The organism is Mycobacterium sp. IDUB_9, assembly GCF_055419505.1.
Genome location: NZ_JBVAXU010000001.1, coordinates 135,931 through 154,334 on the forward strand (window position 1 = coordinate 135,931; position 18,404 = coordinate 154,334).

17 protein-coding genes and 1 riboswitch are annotated in these 18,404 nt (G+C 66.9%); of the genes, 13 read left to right on the forward strand and 4 right to left on the reverse strand.

Annotated features, from left to right (window positions below; translation table 11 throughout):
- Positions 1–8 precede the first annotated feature (8 nt).
- From ACZY08_RS00760 to ACZY08_RS00780, 5 genes are read left to right on the forward strand one after another with little or no spacing between them, the layout of a single operon-like run.
- Positions 9–1,577, forward strand: coding sequence for an AAA family ATPase (locus ACZY08_RS00760; RefSeq protein WP_463742711.1), 1,569 nt, complete (start codon positions 9–11; stop codon positions 1,575–1,577).
- Entirely contained in the window at positions 1,574–2,188 is a 615-nt protein-coding gene (locus tag ACZY08_RS00765) for a hypothetical protein (RefSeq protein WP_463742712.1), read from the forward strand. The genes ACZY08_RS00760 and ACZY08_RS00765 overlap by 4 nt, the downstream gene beginning before the upstream one ends.
- A complete protein-coding gene (locus ACZY08_RS00770) occupies positions 2,185–4,059 on the forward strand; it encodes a hypothetical protein (protein WP_463742713.1) in 1,875 nt (624 codons plus the stop codon). Before ACZY08_RS00765 ends, ACZY08_RS00770 begins: the two co-directional genes overlap by 4 nt.
- A complete protein-coding gene (locus ACZY08_RS00775; RefSeq protein WP_463742714.1) occupies positions 4,052–4,675 on the forward strand; it encodes a hypothetical protein in 624 nt (207 codons plus the stop codon). Before ACZY08_RS00770 ends, ACZY08_RS00775 begins: the two co-directional genes overlap by 8 nt.
- A complete protein-coding gene (locus ACZY08_RS00780) occupies positions 4,668–5,984 on the forward strand; it encodes a phenylacetate--CoA ligase family protein (RefSeq protein WP_463742715.1) in 1,317 nt (438 codons plus the stop codon). The genes ACZY08_RS00775 and ACZY08_RS00780 overlap by 8 nt, the downstream gene beginning before the upstream one ends.
- On the opposite strand, the gene ACZY08_RS00785 is transcribed toward ACZY08_RS00780, so the two are convergent.
- Genes ACZY08_RS00785 through ACZY08_RS00800 form a run of 4 tightly spaced genes read right to left on the reverse strand, consistent with a single transcriptional unit; the run spans position 5,962 to position 10,070 of the window.
- Positions 5,962–6,699, reverse strand: coding sequence for an LOG family protein (locus ACZY08_RS00785; RefSeq protein WP_463742716.1), 738 nt, complete (start codon positions 6,697–6,699; stop codon positions 5,962–5,964). The two genes, ACZY08_RS00780 and ACZY08_RS00785, sit on opposite strands and share 23 nt — an antisense overlap.
- Positions 6,696–7,337: a class I SAM-dependent methyltransferase gene (locus ACZY08_RS00790; RefSeq protein ID WP_463742717.1), complete on the reverse strand. Its 642-nt coding sequence runs from the start codon at positions 7,335–7,337 to the stop codon at positions 6,696–6,698. Before ACZY08_RS00790 ends, ACZY08_RS00785 begins: the two co-directional genes overlap by 4 nt.
- A 19-nt stretch (positions 7,338–7,356) precedes the next feature.
- Entirely contained in the window at positions 7,357–8,253 is an 897-nt protein-coding gene (locus ACZY08_RS00795) for an LppU/SCO3897 family protein (protein WP_463742718.1), read from the reverse strand.
- Between the two features lie 53 nt (positions 8,254–8,306).
- Positions 8,307–10,070: an MFS transporter gene (locus ACZY08_RS00800; protein ID WP_463742719.1), complete on the reverse strand. Its 1,764-nt coding sequence runs from the start codon at positions 10,068–10,070 to the stop codon at positions 8,307–8,309.
- Between the two features lie 242 nt (positions 10,071–10,312).
- A riboswitch (TPP riboswitch) is annotated at positions 10,313–10,421 on the forward strand.
- Between ACZY08_RS00800 and thiC the strand changes: the two genes are divergently transcribed.
- The 8 genes from thiC to ACZY08_RS00840 all read left to right on the forward strand — a co-directional run bounded on the left by thiC (position 10,412) and on the right by ACZY08_RS00840 (position 18,401).
- Positions 10,412–12,055: a phosphomethylpyrimidine synthase ThiC gene (thiC, locus tag ACZY08_RS00805; RefSeq protein ID WP_463742720.1), complete on the forward strand. Its 1,644-nt coding sequence runs from the start codon at positions 10,412–10,414 to the stop codon at positions 12,053–12,055. Its footprint overlaps the riboswitch before it by 10 nt.
- A 7-nt stretch (positions 12,056–12,062) precedes the next feature.
- Positions 12,063–12,899 carry a bifunctional hydroxymethylpyrimidine kinase/phosphomethylpyrimidine kinase gene (gene thiD / locus ACZY08_RS00810; RefSeq protein WP_463742721.1) on the forward strand — a complete coding sequence of 279 codons (837 nt, stop codon included), beginning with the start codon at positions 12,063–12,065 and terminating at the stop codon, positions 12,897–12,899.
- Entirely contained in the window at positions 12,896–13,534 is a 639-nt protein-coding gene (locus ACZY08_RS00815) for an alpha/beta hydrolase family protein (RefSeq protein ID WP_463742722.1), read from the forward strand. Before thiD ends, ACZY08_RS00815 begins: the two co-directional genes overlap by 4 nt.
- Entirely contained in the window at positions 13,531–14,085 is a 555-nt protein-coding gene (locus tag ACZY08_RS00820) for a septum formation family protein (protein ID WP_463742723.1), read from the forward strand. The genes ACZY08_RS00815 and ACZY08_RS00820 overlap by 4 nt, the downstream gene beginning before the upstream one ends.
- Positions 14,086–14,131: 46 nt before the next feature.
- Positions 14,132–15,529 (forward strand): cytochrome P450, encoded by a 1,398-nt coding sequence (locus ACZY08_RS00825; protein WP_463742724.1) that lies wholly within the window; start codon positions 14,132–14,134, stop codon positions 15,527–15,529.
- Positions 15,530–15,610: 81 nt separating this feature from the next.
- Positions 15,611–16,549 carry a DUF5996 family protein gene (locus ACZY08_RS00830; protein WP_463742725.1) on the forward strand — a complete coding sequence of 313 codons (939 nt, stop codon included), beginning with the start codon at positions 15,611–15,613 and terminating at the stop codon, positions 16,547–16,549.
- 15 nt (positions 16,550–16,564) lie between these two features.
- Complete coding sequence (locus ACZY08_RS00835) at positions 16,565–16,861, forward strand: CDGP domain-containing protein (protein WP_463742726.1); 297 nt, start codon at positions 16,565–16,567, stop codon at positions 16,859–16,861.
- A 58-nt stretch (positions 16,862–16,919) separates the two neighbouring features.
- Positions 16,920–18,401: a flavin-containing monooxygenase gene (locus ACZY08_RS00840; protein WP_463742727.1), complete on the forward strand. Its 1,482-nt coding sequence runs from the start codon at positions 16,920–16,922 to the stop codon at positions 18,399–18,401.
- Positions 18,402–18,404: the final 3 nt, after the last annotated feature.

Consider the following 18,404-nt stretch of genomic DNA (forward strand, 5'->3'; position numbering starts at 1 on the left):
GGGGGCAGATGACGACCAGGTGGAGTGCGGTATCGAAATCGCCGACCCTGCCCGTGGGCCACGCGCCGGCCGCCGGCCTCACTGCCGCCGATCTGTTCACCCCGCCTGTAGAGCCGACGGTCACTCTCGACGAGAAGCTGCGCCGCGCCTATTTCTGGCTGATCAACAAGGCCGTCATCTCCCCGTTCTACGACGTCGAATTCGGTTCGGACACCACCGTCAACTACCCGCTCGGTGATGCGGGGGCGTCCTTGAGCCTGCCCAAACAAGCCGCCTATTCCTCCAATGTCCTTGTCCCGCTGCTGACTTTCGCTGTCGGTGGAAGGTGCCTGCTGATCGGCGGCCCGGGCCGCGGCAAGACCACCCTGGCGGTACTGATGGGGGTGCTGGCCGGGTCCACCCCCGCCGACGTGCGTCGCCATGTCCAGCAGGGCCAGCCGCAGTTGACCGTGGGTGATCTGGTCGGGATTCCGTTGCCGCGCGATCTGGTACAGGCCGGCAGCCTGGCCGAGATCACCATTGCGTGGAAGAGCTGGCTGACCGCACCGGTCAAGATCGTCGACGAGTACAACCGGATTCCCACCAAGACCCAGTCCGCGCTGCTGACCATGGTCGCCGAGGGCTACGTCGAAAGCCACGACCAGATGCACGTCACCGCACCCGAACACGGTGTGCAGAGCTGGTTTTTCACCGCCAACGACGACGGCGGTGGCGGCACCTTCCCGGTGATCCAGGCGCTGCGGGACCGCATCGACGTGACGGTGCAGGCTTTCGGGTTCAACAGTAGATTCCTCGATGAGCTGGTGAGCCGGGTGGAGGCCGGTGACCGCCCGGAGGACAACGTGCCCGCCGAGTTGGTGTTCGGTGCTGCCGAGCAGGCCGCGATGGTCGAGGCGATTCGTGGGATTCCGGTACCCACCGAGGTGCGCCGCCGGTTGGAGTTCTTCGTCAGCCACTTCGAGTTCGTCCAGCACGGCGGGCGCCGCTTCGAGTACCGGACCAAGGACGTGGTGGCTACTGCCGGTCTCGAGGTCGAGCAGATCATCGACGCCAATTCGGGCGCCGATCTGCAGGTCGATCTCGGCGCACAGACCGTCAACGGGGTGTCGGTGCGCTCCCTGCAAAACCTGGTGCTCTACGCCAAGGCGCTGGCCTGGTTCCGGGGCAACGACACCGTCACGCTCGACGACGTGCGGGCGATGGTTCCGTTTGCCTTGCGCGGCAAGCTGTTACCGAATACTGCCCATCCCCGATTCGACACCGGTGCGGACCGGGAGCTGGCGTCGGACCCGGCGAGCTGGCTGACCGACCTGTTCGACACCTCGTGCCGGGAGTTCGTCGCACTGGCGCGCGAGGGCGAGGATCCGGTGGCCGAACTGCTCGACGAGTTCGGCCACGGCCTGGACGGCTTGGACGCGCTCGAGGTGTCGCGGCGCCTCACCACCATCGAGGCCCGCATCTCGTCGATCTCGGGCGTCGGCAAGATCTACGGGCGGGATTTCGATGATCTGGTCGTGTTGAAGTATCTCTACCAACGGTATTCGAACTATCTGCACTGGCTGGAGAGCGGCCGGTGATTGCCCGGGCGTACCACCAGGTCAACCTTGACCTGCCCGCGCCCGCCGACCTTCCGACGGTGCCCGGACTCGATCTGGTGCACTCGGCTGACAATGTGGCCCGCTTCGGCGGCGACCCACACCGTTACCGTCACGCGCTCAGCCGCATCTCGGCGCCGGCCGAAACAATGTTCAACGCGGCGGCGGTGGCTGCCTGGCGGTCCGGGGTGCTGGGGATCCGCGACGACGCGCTGTCCCGCTTGCAGCTGTTACCAATCGATCTCGCGGCCTCGGTGCTGGGGCTGCCGGTCGACGCGGTCGTGCCTTTCACCGATGGGCAGGCGGTCGACCGGTTCTACTGGCCGTTGCGCCCGCCGGGTGAGTTGATCGCCCGGATCGGCGGCTTTACCGGCCTCGGCGGCAGGTGGGACCAGCCGCCCACCGATCCCACACCTCGTGGGTCGGGCGGCTGGACGGTGCACGTGGGTGCCCAGCGCTGGCAGATCGATGCCGACGTGTTCGGCCACGTGATCTCCGATGCGCCCGCGGCCGGTCCCCAGTCCGCCGGACCCGGCACGGCCCAACTGGTGGTGCGTCCCACTTCCTTCCTGGCCGAGATCTGGCCGACATGACCGGACGGGCGCCCACCGACGCCGAGCTCATGGCCTGGCGGGCCGCACTCGACCTGTGGGGTGTGCAGCTGCATCCGCCGAACATGGTGCGCGACAGTGCTACCGGTACGTTCGCCTGGTTCTCGTTTCCGCCGTCGATCTCGATCGACGTCGACGAGCTGGCGCGCCAAGGCGCTCAGCACCACCTGGTCAGCGTATTCGCCCACGAGATCGGCCATCACGTGCTGTCGCCGAGCACCCGCATCGTCTCGTTCAAGCTGCTGCAACAGATGGCCCGGGCGATCGTGGCCAGCGATCCGCGACGGGCCATCCCCGTCACGGCCACGGCCCGGCACCTGTCCAATCTGTGGTCGGATCTGCTGATCAACGACCGGGTGGTCCGCTTGCAGCGGAGGCTGCACCCAGGCGCCGAACCGGACATGATCACCTTGTGGCGCAGCCTGACCGCACGGGAACCCGTGTCGAACGCGGCCTGGTGGGTGCTGATGCGCGCCTACGAGCTGCTGTGGTCGTTGCCGTCGAACACGTTGTGCCCCAAAGATCCTCCCTCGGTGCCCCGGACCGTTCGAGATGAGGTGCAAGCTCGCCAGCATGTCGACCCGGCCACGCTCGACGTGTCAATGGTCCGCGAGGATCTGCAGGAGAAGGAGCGCGTCCACCGGGCCGCGGCCTTGCGGGTACGCGCGCTGCAGGACGAGCTGCTGCTGAGCCAGCCGGTGCAACCCGTCGCCGACGCCGAGTATGTGGCGCAGGCGATCCGCACCTTCGGGGCGGATCCGGTGGGCGGCGCCCTGACGTTCGGCATGGTGCTGGTGCCCTACCTGGTGCTGGAATCCATGATTGCCGACGGCACCGCGCTGCCCGGTGGCGGATGCGCCGAGCAGGGCGGCGCACCGGCCACCACAGCCGAGCTTGGCCAGGTGCTGGCCGATCCACGGCTCAATGAGCCTGCGGTGCACCCGGCGGCGGCCGCCGTCGGCGCCTCTCCACCGGGCCAGGCGCCGGGTCAAAGTTACGGTGTGGCGCAGACATTGGACCTCTTCGCCGGGTCTGATCCCGGCGCCGTGATGCTGGCGTGGTACGAGGCGCAGGCCCGGCCGTGGATCCGCCCGCTCCTGCAGTCCGGCCGCGGCGTCGCCACGCACGGGATTCCCGGGCCGTTGGAGACATGGGAGCTCGGCGACGATGTCGCCGAGCTGGACTGGCCCGCCACCCTCGCCGTGAATCCGGTGGTGGTGCCCGGGGTGACCACGCGTCGTCGCACCCAACTGCCCGACGATCCGGTGATCACCACCGAATCCGTCACCTTGGATCTCTACATCGACTCGTCCGGCTCGATGACGCGTCCCGAACGTGGCTCCCCGGCCGTGCTGGCCGGCATGATCCTCGTCCTGTCGGTACTCAAAGGCGGTGGGCGGGTTCGGGTCACGTCATGGTCGGGTCCGGGTCAGGTAGCCGGGGACAGCGTATACACGCGCGACCGATCGGAGATCATGCGCCAACTGACCACGTTCTTCGGCGGTAGCACCGTGTTTCCCCTCGACCTGCTGGCGCACCGATATGCGCCCGGCGACCACGGTTTTTCAGGCGGCCATGATGAGCTGCGCCACCTGGTGGTGTTGTCCGACGACGGCCTGATGTCGCTGTTCGGCGCCGGCCAGGAGGAGTACGCCGGAGTGGCGGCCGCGGTGCGGCGGCAACTCGACACCGCCACCCTGCTGGTGCAGAACCGGTCCCGTTCGGTGGCCGTTCCGGCCGCCGAGGCCGGTTACGACGTCGACTATCTGGACAAGATGTCCGACGCCCCGGCGGTCTGCGCGCGGTTGGCCGCGCACATCGCCGGGTATCGGCGGGCGGTGTCGCATGGCTGAGGAGATTGGGGCATTGGCGAACTGGTTCGCCGAGGGACTGGACGAGAAGGCGGTGTGGTCGACGCTGAAGCCCGGCCCCGCGGTCGATGAAGTCGCGGCGCGGATGGCGAGTACGCCGCAACCGTTTCTCGCCGACACCGTTGACGTGGTGGCGCTGGCATGCGACGTGTTCAACCACACCGGTTGCGCGGCAGCGGCCCAGCGCATCGCCGAGCGGGGCACGCCGGCCTCGTGGCGCGGCGCCGCCATCGGGTTGTGGTTGTTCGCCAGTGCGGATCTCATCGGCCCGTTCACCGCACCGCTAGATGACCGCAAGGCTGCGACCGCGTTGTTGGCATTGGCTTTTCGGGTGGCCCCGCTGGTCGATCCCGGCCGCTGGCTCAGCGATGCGGAACGCCGTGACGAGGCGGTGCGCACGTTTCTGCTGTGGAACGGCCTGTTGCCGCACGGCGAGGATGCCGTGCAGGCCCGTTCGTTGTTCGAGATGCGCGATTCGGTGCGACGCGAGGGGGCCCTGGCGCAGGCATTGGCCGATCACGAGCACCGTATGGCCGTACAACGCCGCCTGGCCGACGCCAAGGCGAAAGAAGCTGCGGCTAGGTACAACAGTGAGTGACGATCCGCTGCGGCTCGATGACTACGTTCCGTTCGGCCAGGTGGCGCTGACCGACGAGCAGCGCTGGCCGGGCCTGTCGACGGCCGGGCGGGACCGGCTGACCGCCCTGGAACAGCACCCCCTCGCGCCGGCCTGGTGCCACCGCGTCGGGCACCGGCTCACTCCCACCCAGCAGGAAGCCGCCACCCGGCAACTGCCGCTTGATGATTGGCTGCCGCGGCATCTCGCGCTGGCCCGCACCCTGCCCGCCTATCGGCACCTCACGGGCCCGCTGGACAGTCTCACCGACTTCCCGCTGATCGGACGCGAAGACCTGGTCGATGACATCGCGGCGTTCGTCCCGCCGGGTGCCGACCTGAGCCGGATGCTGCACGGCACGAGTTCGGGCAGCACTGGCGCCGCCCTGGTGATGCCCGACGACCCGGACGAGTTGGCTCGAGGATTTCACTGGCTGCGCGGGCTGGTCGGCGCCGAATGGGAGCCGGTGGACCATCGGATGGCATTGGCACAGACGGTGTTTCAGCGGCAGGCGTTCACCTATACCTCGGTGGTCCCCGGCTTCGACGAGGCGTTGATGGCTCGGCTGAACCTGCATCCGGCCGCCTGGGCAGGTGGGGACACACAGCGCGACGCGTATCTGAGGCACACCGATCCACAGGTGATCAGCGGGACCCCCACTTCGCTGGAGGTGCTGCTGGAACCCGGGCTCGCCGCGGTATTGCGGCCGCTGGCCCTGATCTCCGGGGCGATGACGCTGACCACCCCGTTGCGCCGGGCCCTCGAGGCGGCCTACGACTGCCCGGTCCTGGATGTCTACGGCCTGCACGAGACCCGACCCATCGCGGTCAGCGACGACGGCGGACCGTTCGTGGTGGCCGAGCGACGCGTACACGTCGAGGTGCTGGCCGGTGAGGTGGTGGTGACGTGTGGAGAGAACCAGTTTCTGCCGCTGGTGCGCTACCGCACCGGCGACTACGCGCGGTTGGTGACCCACCGAGGACGACCGGCCCTTGCCGAGCTGGAGGGCAGGGAGGCAACGGTTTTCGTGTCGGCGACAGGCATCGCGGTGCCGTGTGTCGACCTCACCCAGCAGTTGCAGGCCGCGGGCGCGCGCGGGTGGAGCGTCAACCAGGACGCGGACGGACGCGTCTCGGCGGTGATAGCGTCCGGTGACCAGCACCGGGTGACCGAGGCGCTGGCTCTTCTACTCGGGCAGCCGGCCGAGGTGACCCGCGTGACGACGCTGGCCGAGTTGGGGCCGGGCAAGCCGCGCCGCTATTCGTCGGCTACCGCGCTGACGCGGCGATGAGGTCCACCGCTTCGGCAACGCTGTCGGTGCAGTGGATCAAGGCCAGGTCGGATTCGGACACCTTTCCCTCGCGCAGAACCGTGTTGCGGATCCAGTCGATCAGGCCCGACCAGTAGTCGACGCCCAGCAGGATGATCGGAAACTGGGTGACCTTGCGGGTCTGCACCAGGGTCAGCGCCTCGAACAGTTCGTCGAGGGTGCCGAATCCGCCCGGCAGGCACACGAATGCCTGCGCGTATTTGACGAACATGGTTTTGCGGACGAAGAAGTAGCGGAAGTTGATGCCGAGATCGACCCAGTGGTTGAGGTGTTGCTCGAAGGGCAGTTCGATGCCGAGTCCGACCGAGTAGCCCCCGGACTCGCTGGCCCCGCGGTTGACCGCCTCCATCGAGCCCGGACCGCCACCGGTGATCACCGCATAGCCCGCTCGCACCAGCGCAATACCCAATTCCTCGCCCAACCGGTACTCCGGCGAGTGCGGTTCCGTGCGGGCTGATCCGAAAACCGTGACAGCTCTCGGCATTTCAGCGAGGGCATCGAACCCGTCGACGAACTCGCCCTGGATGCGCATCACCCGCCACGGATCGGTGTGCGCCCAGTCAGCGGGGCCGCGCCGGTCCAGCAGCCGCTGGTCGGCGGTTGTTGTGGCACAGCGATCGCGGCGCAGTTGCACCGAACCGCTGATCTGGGGCTGGCTGTCGTCGTTCTCGGTCATGACGGTTTGACCCCCACGGTGATGGCGTCGGAGATCGGCGTCCACACCGGCCGGCGTACCCGATGCTGTTCGGCGACGGTGAATCCGGCAGCCTCGAACAGAGCGCGCATCTCCTTCTCGGTGGGGCTGTGCGCGGGCGCAACCAGGTCGGCCGACAGCGCATGCAGCGGCAGGAACGTCCGACGGGGGCTCATCGTCGTCACCGCCACCATCCCCCCGGGCGCCAGCACCCGGTAGAACTCCGCGAGCGCGGCGGGCTGATCGAAGAAATGGAATGCCGACGTGGTCACCACCGCGTCCAGGAAGGCGTCCTGGAAAGGCAACTCCTCGGCAGGGGCCGACTTCCACCGCACGTCACCCGAACGCTTGCGGGCCTGGGCCAGCATGCCGTCGGACATATCCAAGCCATAGACCTCATCGGGTTGCAGTTCCCGCTGGATACGGTCGGCCAGGATGCCGGTACCGCAGGCGATGTCGGCGATCGCACGGGCGCCGCGCCCCTGAACTTGGGCGATCACCTCATCCTGGGCCGGCCGGTACACCCACCGCTGCAGGCAACCCTGGTCGTAGGCCGGTGCGGCAAAACTCCAGAAGCGCGTGATCGCGTCGTTGAATCCGCGGCGCTGTGTAGTCGTCACCGGCCCGAGTCTAGGTCGGCTACGACGGCTTCCCCGCGCAGTAGACCCGCGCCGGCTCAGGGAAGGCCACCGCGCGTGAGCCGGAACCACAGACTGCGGGGTCGGTTGAACCGTCAACCCGCTTGACGATCCTGATGGCAGCCTTCGGGTCGGAGCATTCCGTCGGGGTGATGAGCTTGTCGTTGATGTTGAAGCACTCGCCTTCCTCGACGTCGAGGATGAAGCAGTAGGTGCGGGACTCGTCCATGAGCACGGAGTAGTCGGATTCGGCCCGTTTGCCGTCCGGGCATGTCGCGGATCCGCCACCTTTGGACACCAACTCGTAAATGGCCTCCGGGTTGCTGCAGCCGGACGGGGTGAGGTCCATTCCCGCCGTGGCGTACTGATCGCTGGTGATGCACTCCCCCACTGCCAAGTCACCAGAGGCCCCGAACTTCGAGGACCCGGAATCTGAGCTCGAGCTAGGCGCGGCGCTGGAATTCGACTCCGAACGCGAACTCGACTCCGGCTTGTGTGAGGCCACCCGCCCCGCCAATCCCAACAGGCCGAGCACCAGCAGAACCGCACCGATCACGATCAATGCCGTGCCCGACTTCTTGGGTGGCGCGCCGTATGCCTGCGGCGGGGCCGGTGGATAGCCGGGCTGTTGTGGGTAACCCTGCTGCGGATAGCCGGGCTGCTGCGGGTAACCCTGGTACGGGTAACCCGGCTGCGGATAGCCCTGCGGGTACCCGGGTTGCGGATAAGCGCCCGGCGGGTGCCCGGGCTGGCCGCTCAGCGTCGACCGAGACGACGAACGCCGAACCAGGCCGAGGATGAGCAGCAGCAGCCCCAACCCCGGGATCAGCAGCGAGCCGATGACATAGCCCGCGGATTCCGCGGCGCTTCCGGCGGCGGCCAACGTGTGAGCGACCATGGCGGGCAGTATCCCATGACAGGCGACCAAAAACCGTTTGCTGACCGGCCCGATCAGGCCTCGTTGTCGGCTCCCGCCTCCGTCCCATAGCGGCCCGCGCTGAACATCGACGCCACCGCGCCGATCACCATCATCACCGCCGCGGCGGCGAACACCACCGTCAGGCCGGAATGGAACGGCTCGGTGATCAGCTGAGGGAAGAATGTCTGTCCGGTGATGACGTCCGCGTTCACTCCCGGTTGGTGCAGCGCGTCGTACGGCGCGAGCAGCTCAGCCATCGGGTTGTAGCCCAGGAAGGCCGCGAACAGGCTGCCGACCGGGGGCAGATTGGCCACGTCGTGGGCCACCGAGGCCGAAACACCTTGCTGCGTCAGGCCGGTGGTCAACGCCGCGGGCAAGGTGTTGGCCAGTCCGACGATCATCAGTGAGAAGAAGATGCCGATCGACAGCGAGTTGCCGGCGTTGAAGAAGGTGGACCGCACGCCGGAGGCAGCACCGCGTTGATCGGCCGGCACGCTGGACATGATGGCCGCGGTGTTGGGTGCGGTGAAGATGCCGCCGCCCAAGCCGTTGAGGAACACCAGGATTGCGAATTCCCAGTAGTCGAAGTTGACCGGGATGAGCAGGAGCGCCACGAAGGTGGCCGCCATCAGCAGCATGCCGCCCACGGTCAGCGGGCGTGCGCCGATGCGATCGGAGAGCGATCCGGCGATCGGTGCGGCGACCAGGAATCCGACGGTGACGGGCAACAGGTAGATGCCGGCCCACAGCGGGGTGGACTCGAAGCTGTAGCCGTGTAGCGGCAGCCAGATGCCCTGCAACCAGATGATGAGCATGAACTGCAGCCCACCGCGGCCCACCGAGGACATCAGGCCGGCCAGGTTGCCCATCCCGAAGGCCGCCGATTTGAACAATCGGATGTCGACCATGGGCGACGACACCTTCGATTCGACGACGCAGAACGCCACCAGCAACAGCAGGCCCACGGCGATGGAGCCCAGCACCCACGGGCTGGTCCAGCCGGTGGTCGAGTCGCCGTAGGGCTGGATGCCGTAGGTGATGCCGATCAGCAGGACCGTGAGGCCCAGCCCGAAGGTCAGCGTGCCGGCCCAGTCGAGGCGTCCGGCGGTGCGGACACCGAGCTCCTTGAGCGAGCGGTAGCTCCAGATGGTGCCGATGACGCCGATCGGCACGCCCACCCAGAAGACGGCCTTCCAGTGCCACTCGGACAGGAAGCCGCCGATCAGCAACCCGAGGAAGGACCCGGCGACGGCGGCCACCATATTGGTGCCCAGCGCCATGCCGCGCTGGTTGGCCGGGAAGGCGTCGGTGAGGATCGCCGACGACGAGGCCATCAGCATGGCACCGCCGACACCCTGGACCACGCGCCAGCCGATGAGCCAGACGGCGCCGCCTCCGAGTTGGAACGGGTCGAACGACAGAGCGATCGCGGCCACCGTGAACACCACGAAGCCGAGGTTGTAGATGCGGACCCGGCCGTACATGTCGCCGAGGCGTCCGAACGGCACGACGAGCACCGCAGTCACCACCAGATAGCCCATCAGCATCCACAGCAGGTAGCTGACGTTGCCGGGAGCCAACGGGTTCAACCCGATGCCACGGAAGATCGCCGGCAGCGAGATCAACACGATCGACGCATTGATGGAGGCCAGCAGGATGCCCAACGTGGTGTTGGACAGCACCACCCACTTGTAGAACGGGTGATCGTGATCCATCCGTTTGCGGCGGTCAGCGGTCTCGGCCAGGGCGGAGTCGCCCCCGCCCGGCGGGTTCGTCACTTCGGCGTCAGTCGTCATTTGGTGTTCGCATCTCGTATCGCGTCAAGGGCTATATCCAGGGCCGTCGCCGGCCCAAAACGTGCAAAACACATATATTAGCTATGCAAATCAAGCCGCGGCAACTCCAAGCCCCCGAGTTCGCGAACTCGCCGGTTTCCACCTCAGGGTCGCACCATCACCCCCGACACAGCCCGGTTGTCGGAAACGGCAGCCTCCGGGGTTCCCCACCGCGCAGCGTCTGCGCTAGGTTGGGCCCTGCAAACCACACACGCGGGAGTGCGCACGAGCGCGCTGAGAGGACGGGTAGGCCCGTCGACCGTACGAACCTGACCGGGTAATGCCGGCGTAGGGAGATTTTCATGAGCAGTTCTGTTTTTGACGGCTTTGCCGACCCTTCTGTCACCACCGGTCCGATCACCGGAAGCACCAAGGTCTATCGCGAGATCAACCATGACGGCACGACGCTGCACGTGCCGTTTCGCCGGGTGAACCTCACCAACTCCGAACATCTGGACCTGTACGACACCTCGGGGCCGTACACCGACGACAGCGCGGTGATCGACCTGAACGCCGGCCTGCCGGCGCGCCCCGGGGTTCACAAAGACCGCGGCACCCAACTGCAGCGGGCCCGCGCCGGGGAGATCACCGCCGAAATGGCGTACATCGCTGAACGCGAAGGCGTTTCGGCTGAATTGGTGCGTGCCGAAGTAGCCCGGGGGCGGGCCGTGATACCGGCCAACCACAATCACCCGGAGATCGAGCCGATGATCATCGGCAAGGCATTCGGAGTGAAAGTCAATGCCAATATCGGCAATTCGGCCGTCACCTCCTCGATCGGCGAGGAGGTCGACAAGATGGTGTGGGCCACCCGGTGGGGTGCCGACACCATCATGGACCTGTCGACCGGCAAGGACATCCACCTGACCCGGGAGTGGATTCTGCGCAACTCCCCGGCCCCGGTCGGGACCGTGCCGATCTACCAGGCGCTGGAGAAGGTCAACGGTGACCCCACCAAGTTGACGTGGGAAATGTACCGCGACACCGTGATCGAGCAGTGCGAGCAGGGCGTCGACTACATGACCGTGCACGCCGGGGTGCTGCTGCGCTACATCCCGCTGACGGTCAAGCGTGTCACCGGCATCGTGTCCCGCGGCGGGTCGATCATGGCGGCCTGGTGCCTGGCGCACCACACCGAGTCGTTCCTGTACACCCACTTCGAGGAACTCTGCGAGATCCTGGCCCGCTACGACGTGACGTTCTCCCTGGGCGACGGGCTGCGGCCCGGGTCGATCGCCGACGCCAACGACGAGGCCCAGTTCGCCGAGCTCCGCACTCTGGGTGAGCTGACCAAGATCGCGAAATCCCATGGCGTGCAGGTGATGATCGAAGGTCCGGGCCATGTCCCGATGCACAAGATCGTGGAGAACGTGCGGCTCGAAGAGGAATGGTGCGAGGAGGCACCGTTCTATACCCTCGGCCCGCTGGCCACCGACATCGCCCCGGCCTATGACCACATCACCTCGGCGATCGGCGCGGCCATCATCGCCCAGGCCGGCACCGCGATGCTGTGCTACGTCACACCCAAGGAGCACCTGGGCCTGCCGGATCGCAAGGACGTCAAGGACGGCGTGATCGCCTACAAGATCGCCGCGCACGCCGCCGATCTGGCCAAGCAGCATCCGCGGGCGCAGGAAAGAGACGACGCACTCTCCAAGGCACGCTTCGAGTTTCGCTGGCACGATCAGTTCGCCCTGTCCCTCGATCCCGACACCGCGCGTGAGTTCCACGACGAAACGCTGCCCGCCGAACCGGCCAAGACCGCACACTTCTGCTCGATGTGTGGTCCCAAGTTCTGTTCGATGCGCATCACGCAGGACATCCGGGATGCCTATCCGGACGGCACCGCACCGGAGTCGGCGGACGAGATCACGCGCGGCATGGCAGAGAAATCCCAGGAGTTCGCCGACCACGGAAACCGGGTTTATCTACCCTTGACCACGTGAGGCCACTGTGAACTTCTTGCCGCTGGTCGCCGCGGGTGACACGCCGCTGCGAGTGATGACCATCGCCGGATCCGACTCCGGCGGTGGTGCCGGCATCCAGGCCGACATGCGGACCTTCGCGATGCTCGGCCTGCACGGCTGCGTCGCGGTGACCGCGGTGACGGTCCAGAATTCGGTGGGCGTCAAGGGTTTCCACGAGATCCCACTCGATGTCGTGGCCGGCCAGATCTCGGCCGTCACCTCCGATATCGGCATCCAGGCCGCCAAGACCGGGATGCTGGCGTCCTCGGAGATCATCACCACCATCGCCGAGACGTGGCGGGCCGAGGGTCTGGCGTCGAACGTGCCCCTTGTCGTCGACCCGGTGTGCGCGTCGATGCACGGCGACCCACTGCTGCACCACAGCGCCCTCGATGCACTGCGTACCGAATTGTTCCCGCTCGCCACGCTGGTCACCCCGAACCTCGACGAGGTGCGATTGCTCGTCGACATCGAGGTCGTCGACGAGGCCTCGCAGCGGGACGCGGCGCGCGCGCTGCACGCGCTGGGCCCGCAGTGGGCGCTGGTCAAGGGCGGGCACCTGCGCTCGTCGTCGGCCAGCCCGGATCTGCTGTTCGACGGCACGGAGTTCCACGAGTTCGCCGCGCCGCGGATCGATACCGGCAACGACCACGGAGCGGGTGACACCCTGGCCGCGGCGACGGCTTGCGCACTGGCACACGGCTATTCGGTTCCTCAGGCAGTGGAGTTCGGCAAGGCCTGGGTGACCGAATGTATCCGGGCTGCCTATCCCCTGGGGCACGGCCACGGCCCGGTGAACGCCCTGTTCCGGTTGCAGTCATGAACCTCGACGCCATCGCGGGCGTCGCCCACGAACCCGAGACCACCCCGGCCGGCGTCGTGGTGCTCACCCATGGCGCGGGCGGCAACCGGGACTCGGCCATGCTGGTCAAGATCTGCGACGAATGGGCCGCCCGCGGCTGGCTGGCCATCCGGTACAACCTGCCCTACCGTCGTCGCAGGCCCAAGGGCCCGCCGTCGGGATCGGCGGCAGGTGACCAGGAAGGCATCGCCGAGGCGATCGCACTGGCCCGCGGCCTCACCGAAGGCCCCGTGATTGCCGGTGGGCATTCCTACGGCGGGCGGATGACCTCGATGGTCGCCGGCGAAGGAAACGAGCCGACGGCGGTCCCCGATGTGCTCACTCTCTTCTCCTACCCGCTGCATCCGCCGGGCAAGCCGGAACGCGCCCGCACCGAACATCTGCCCGGCATCACGGTGCCCACGGTATTCACCCACGGCACCTCCGACCCGTTCGGCACGATCGACGAGCTCACGGCGGCTGCTGCATTGGTGAGCGGACCGACCGAGCTGGTGGTCATCGACGGTGCCCGTCACGACCTCGGATCCAAGACTCTGAACGTGCCGGGCCTTGCGGTGGACGCGGCGCTGCGGGCACTCGATATCGTCGAACCATGACCTATCCGCCCGGTTCTCCCGGCCCGCAGGGCCCGCCGCCTCGCGGTTACCCGCCACCCCCGCCGCAGCCGTATTCCACCGGCCCCGATCAGTTCTCGGTGACACCGAAGAAGTCTCCCGCGCTCAAGTGGGCGCTGTTGGCGGTCGTGGTGCTGGTCGCGATCGTGGTCGCCGCCGGCGCGGTGTTCTATCTCGTCCGGGACCGCGGCGCGACGGAGGCCAGCCAGGTCCGCTCGGGCGATTGCCTGACCGAGATACCCGACAGCAGCCGGGTGCTGTACGTGAAGACAGTGGGTTGCGATCAGCTGCACAAGGGTGAGGTGTTCGCGGTGCTGCCACTGCCCGACGGGGATTTCCCGGGCGATGCCACGGTGGTGAAGTACGCCGACAAGTGCGCGCCGGCACTGGCCCAGTACGCCCCCGACGCCAACTCGGAATCCGGGATCCAGCTGTTCGTCCTGTACCCGACGGTGGACTCCTGGCAACGCGGGGACCGTAGCGTGACGTGTATCGCCACCAGCAAAAACCCCCGCACCGGCAAAATAGGGTAACGCGCTACTCTAGGCCGCCCAGACCGCGTGGTCAGACACTCGATCCATGGTCGAGATCGATACGCGCGCCGCAGCCACCCTGCCGCTCGCACCGCGCAATCCGCTGTCCTACCGACAGACGATCAAGGCGATGCGGTCCTTCATCGAGGGGCATCAGCGGCTCCGCGATGCCGGAGGCCCCGTCAGCCGGATGGTGCTCGGCCCGCGGTGGCTGATGCCCCCGGTCCTGTTGGTCACGTCGCCGCAAGGAGCGCGCGACGTCCTGGGCCGCCGTGATTCGATCGCCGATCGCGGCACCGCCCTCAACATGGTCGAGCTACGCCGGTTGATGGGCGGCAACCTGTTGAACCTGCCGCACGATCGCTGGCTGCCGCGACGGCGAACGCTGCAGCCGATGTTCACCAAGCAGAACGTGCCACGGTATGCCGGGCACATGGCCGCCGCGGCGGATTCGATCGCCGGTGACTGGCGCGACGGTACGACGGTCGATCTGGATGTCGCGTGCCGGGCGCTCACGCTGCGGGCATTGGGCCGCTCGGTGTTCGGCGTGGATCTCGACGAGAGCGCGGACGACGTGGGCCCCGCGCTGCGTACCGCGTTGTCCTGGATTTCCGATCGGGCGGTCCGCCCGGTCAACTTCCCTCAGTGGGTGCCCACCGGCGGCCAGCGTCGGGCCAGGGCGGCCAATGCCCAGCTGCATCGGCTGGCCGCCGAGATCCTCGCCGCGGCATGCGCCGATCCCGATCGGGATGCACCGCTCGTGCACGCGCTCATCGAGGCTCGTGACCCGGAAACCGGCCAGAAGCTGACCGACGACGAGATCTGCGATGAATTGGTGCTTTTCATGCTCGCCGGGCATGACACCACCTCGACGACGCTGTGTTACTCGCTGTGGGCGCTGGGCCGCGATCCCGATCTGCAGTCCCGCCTGTATGACGAAGTCGCGGCACTGGGCGACCGCACGCTGACGCCCGAAGATGTGCCGCACCTCGAACACACCGTGCGAGTGCTGCACGAAGCACTGCGGCTCTGCCCGCCCGGTGCCGGCACCCCACGGATGCTCAACGAGGAGATGACCGTCGACGGCTACCGCGCCGAGGCCGGCACCATGGCGATGGTCAATTTCTACGTCATGCACCGTGATCCGGCGCTGTGGGACGATCCGCTGAGCTTCGACCCCGACCGGTTCAGCCCGGAACGATCAGCAGGTCGAAACCGTTGGCAGTACCTGCCTTTCGGTGGTGGCCCGCGGTCCTGCGTCGGCGATCACTTCGCCATGCTGGAGGCCACCTTGGCGCTGGCGACCATCGTGCGCGAGGTCGCTGTGACCTCCCTGCACGACGACTTCCCGGTGGAGACCCCCTTCACCGTCATCGCCGCCGCGCCGATCCCGGCCCGCATCACGAGGAGGAGTACCGAGACGGTGCCATCGTTCCGCCGCTAACCTCGGTGACACGCAGCTAGGCTTGCGTCACCGAGGTTGGAGATCGACGAGTCGTCAGGGGCGGAAGGTGGCATCTGTCTCATGAGCGCCCGATCAGGCAACGCTTGGCCCGCGCTACGGGTATCGGATTGGGAGCCCACCCGCGAGACCCTGCATATGTGGACTCAGATCGTAGGGAAGATCCGGCTGACGCAAACACCACTGATGAATCATTGGTGGCAGGTGACCTTCTATGTGAGCCCGCGCGGGCTGACCACGTCGTCGATTCCGTATCGAAACCAGTTGTTCGACATGGAGTTCGACTTCATCGACCACGTACTTGCGATCCACACCAGCGATGGCGGGTCGCGGACTGTCGCATTGAAGCCGAAATCGGTAGCCGAGTTCTACGACGAAACCTTCACCGCGCTGCGACAACTGGGCATTGAAGCGCAGATCTCGGCAAGCCCCAACGAGGTCGCCGCCGCCATACCGTTTGCCGAAGATCACCAACACGCCTCGTATGACCCCGATGCCGCGAACCTGTTCTGGCGCCAGCTGGTCCAGGCGCACCGGGTGATCAGCGACTTCCGTTCGTATTTCATCGGCAAGGTGAGCCCCGTGCACTTCTTCTGGGGCTCGTTCGACATGGCCTGCACCAGATTCTCCGGCCGGCCCGCTCCCGAACACCCCGGTGGTGCACCCAACTGCGGCGATTGGGTGATGGTGGAAGGGTATTCGCACGAGTTGAGCAGTTGCGGTTTCTGGCCCGGCGGTGGCGACGAGGGCGCCTTCTACGCTTACGCCTATCCCGAGCCGGAAGGCTTCGCCGACTATCGTGTGGGCCCGGCCGCGGCGTTCTACAGCCCGGACTTCAGGCAGTTCCTGCTCCCCTACGAAGAGGTGCGGGCGGCCGCCGAGCCGGACCGCGCACTGATGGATTTCCTGCAATCGACCTACGCCGCAGCAGCAGATCTGGCCCGCTGGGACCGGGCCGGTTTGGAATGCGACCCGCAGCGTTGGCGAAACCCACCCGGATAGGACAGGGAGAACCTCATGAAGCTCTACATGGTCGGCGGCGTAGCTGTCGCGCTGATGGCCGGCGGGTTGATCGCCTCGGCGCCACCGGCCGTCGCCGGCTGCCAGTACGGCGGGCCGGTGATCAGTAAGTGCGACGGGCCTGTCCAACCAGACGGCACCTGGCAGCGGTGCATGGGCACCTGGGGCTACGTGCCCAGCGGCTTCAGCTCCCACCTGGTGCCGGTCAAGCGCTGCGATTTGATGGGTCCCGGCCACGAGATCGCTCCGGGGGATCTCCCGTTCGCCGACCCGCCGACGCGCATCGACGACTGAGCCCCGAGGTAACTGAGCCCTCGACAAAGTACCCGGTACCTGCGGTACTGTCTGCAGCATGAGCCCGGGATATGAGGCAGTCGTCGTCGGCGCGGGATTCGCCGGCATCGGCGCCGCCATCCAGCTCAAACGGCTGGGTATCGACAACTTCGTGATCCTGGATCGCGAGGACGACCTGGGTGGCACCTGGTACGTCAACCACTACCCAGGGCTGGCCGTCGACGTGCCGACCACGACGTACTCGTACTTCTTCGAGCCGAATCCGAACTGGTCGAGGCTGTTCTCCACCGGCACCGAGATCAAGCAGTACGCCGACGATGTCGCCGACAAGTACGACGTGCGCCGCCACATCCGGTTCAACACCACCGTCGAGGGTGCCCACTGGGATGACGAGGCCGCCCTCTGGCAGGTGGCCCTGGCCAGTGGCGAGACCGTGAGCACCCGCTTCCTGCTCACCGCCACCGGCTTCCTCTCCCAGCCCCATACACCCGACATCCCTGGTATCACCGATTTCACCGGCAAGCTCATCCACACCACCGACTGGGACGACAGCTACCGGCCCGAAGGCCGCCGGATCGCGATCATCGGCACGGGCGCCACTGCCGTGCAGCTCATCCCGGAGCTGGCCCGCAAGGCCGCGGACCTGACGGTCTACCAGCGCACCCCGATCTGGGTCGTCCCCAAGATCGACCTGCGGTTCTCCGAGCGCGTCAAGGCGCTGTTCGCCCAGGTCCCCCTGACCCAGCGGGCCTTGCGCGCTGTCACCGACGCCATCTACGCATTCATGGTCGACACTGCCGTGCTCAAGCACCGGTACTTCCGGCGGTTCAACATCGCCGCGGCCGACCTGGCCAAGCTGCACCGGTTCGCCTCGATCCGAGACCCCGAACTGCGCCGCAAGCTGACCCCGGACTACGACTTCGGCTGCAAGCGCCCGACGTTCTCCAACGGCTACTACCGCGCGTTCGCGAAACCGCACGTGCACCTCCAGGCCGACGGCATCGAACGCATAGAACCGGGGGCGATCGTCAACGCCGACGGCACCCGGACGGACATCGACACCCTGGTGCTGGCGACCGGGTTCGATCTGTGGGACGCCAACTTCCCGGCCATCGAGGTGATCGGGCGTGACGGCCGCAACCTCGGAAAGTGGTGGCGGGAGAATCGGTTCCAGGCCTACCAGGGCGTCTCGATGCCGTACTTCCCGAACTACCTGAGCCTGGCCAGCCCATACGCCTTCCTGGGGCTGAACTTCTTCAACACGATGGAGTATCAGATGCACCTGATGGACCGGTTGTTCGGCGAACTCAAGCGCCGGAACGCGACGACGTTCGAGGTCACCGAGCAGGCCAACTCCCGTTATCTGGACCGGATGACCGACGCGCTGGGCGATTCCCTGTTCACCCTCGGTAACTGCGCATCGGCACGGTCGTACTATTTCAATCCGAGCGGCGAGGCAACGCTGCTCCGGCCGATGACGACCCGCCGGGCCGTCGCCGAAGCTTCACGATTCCCGTTGAGCGACTACACATTTGCCTGATCA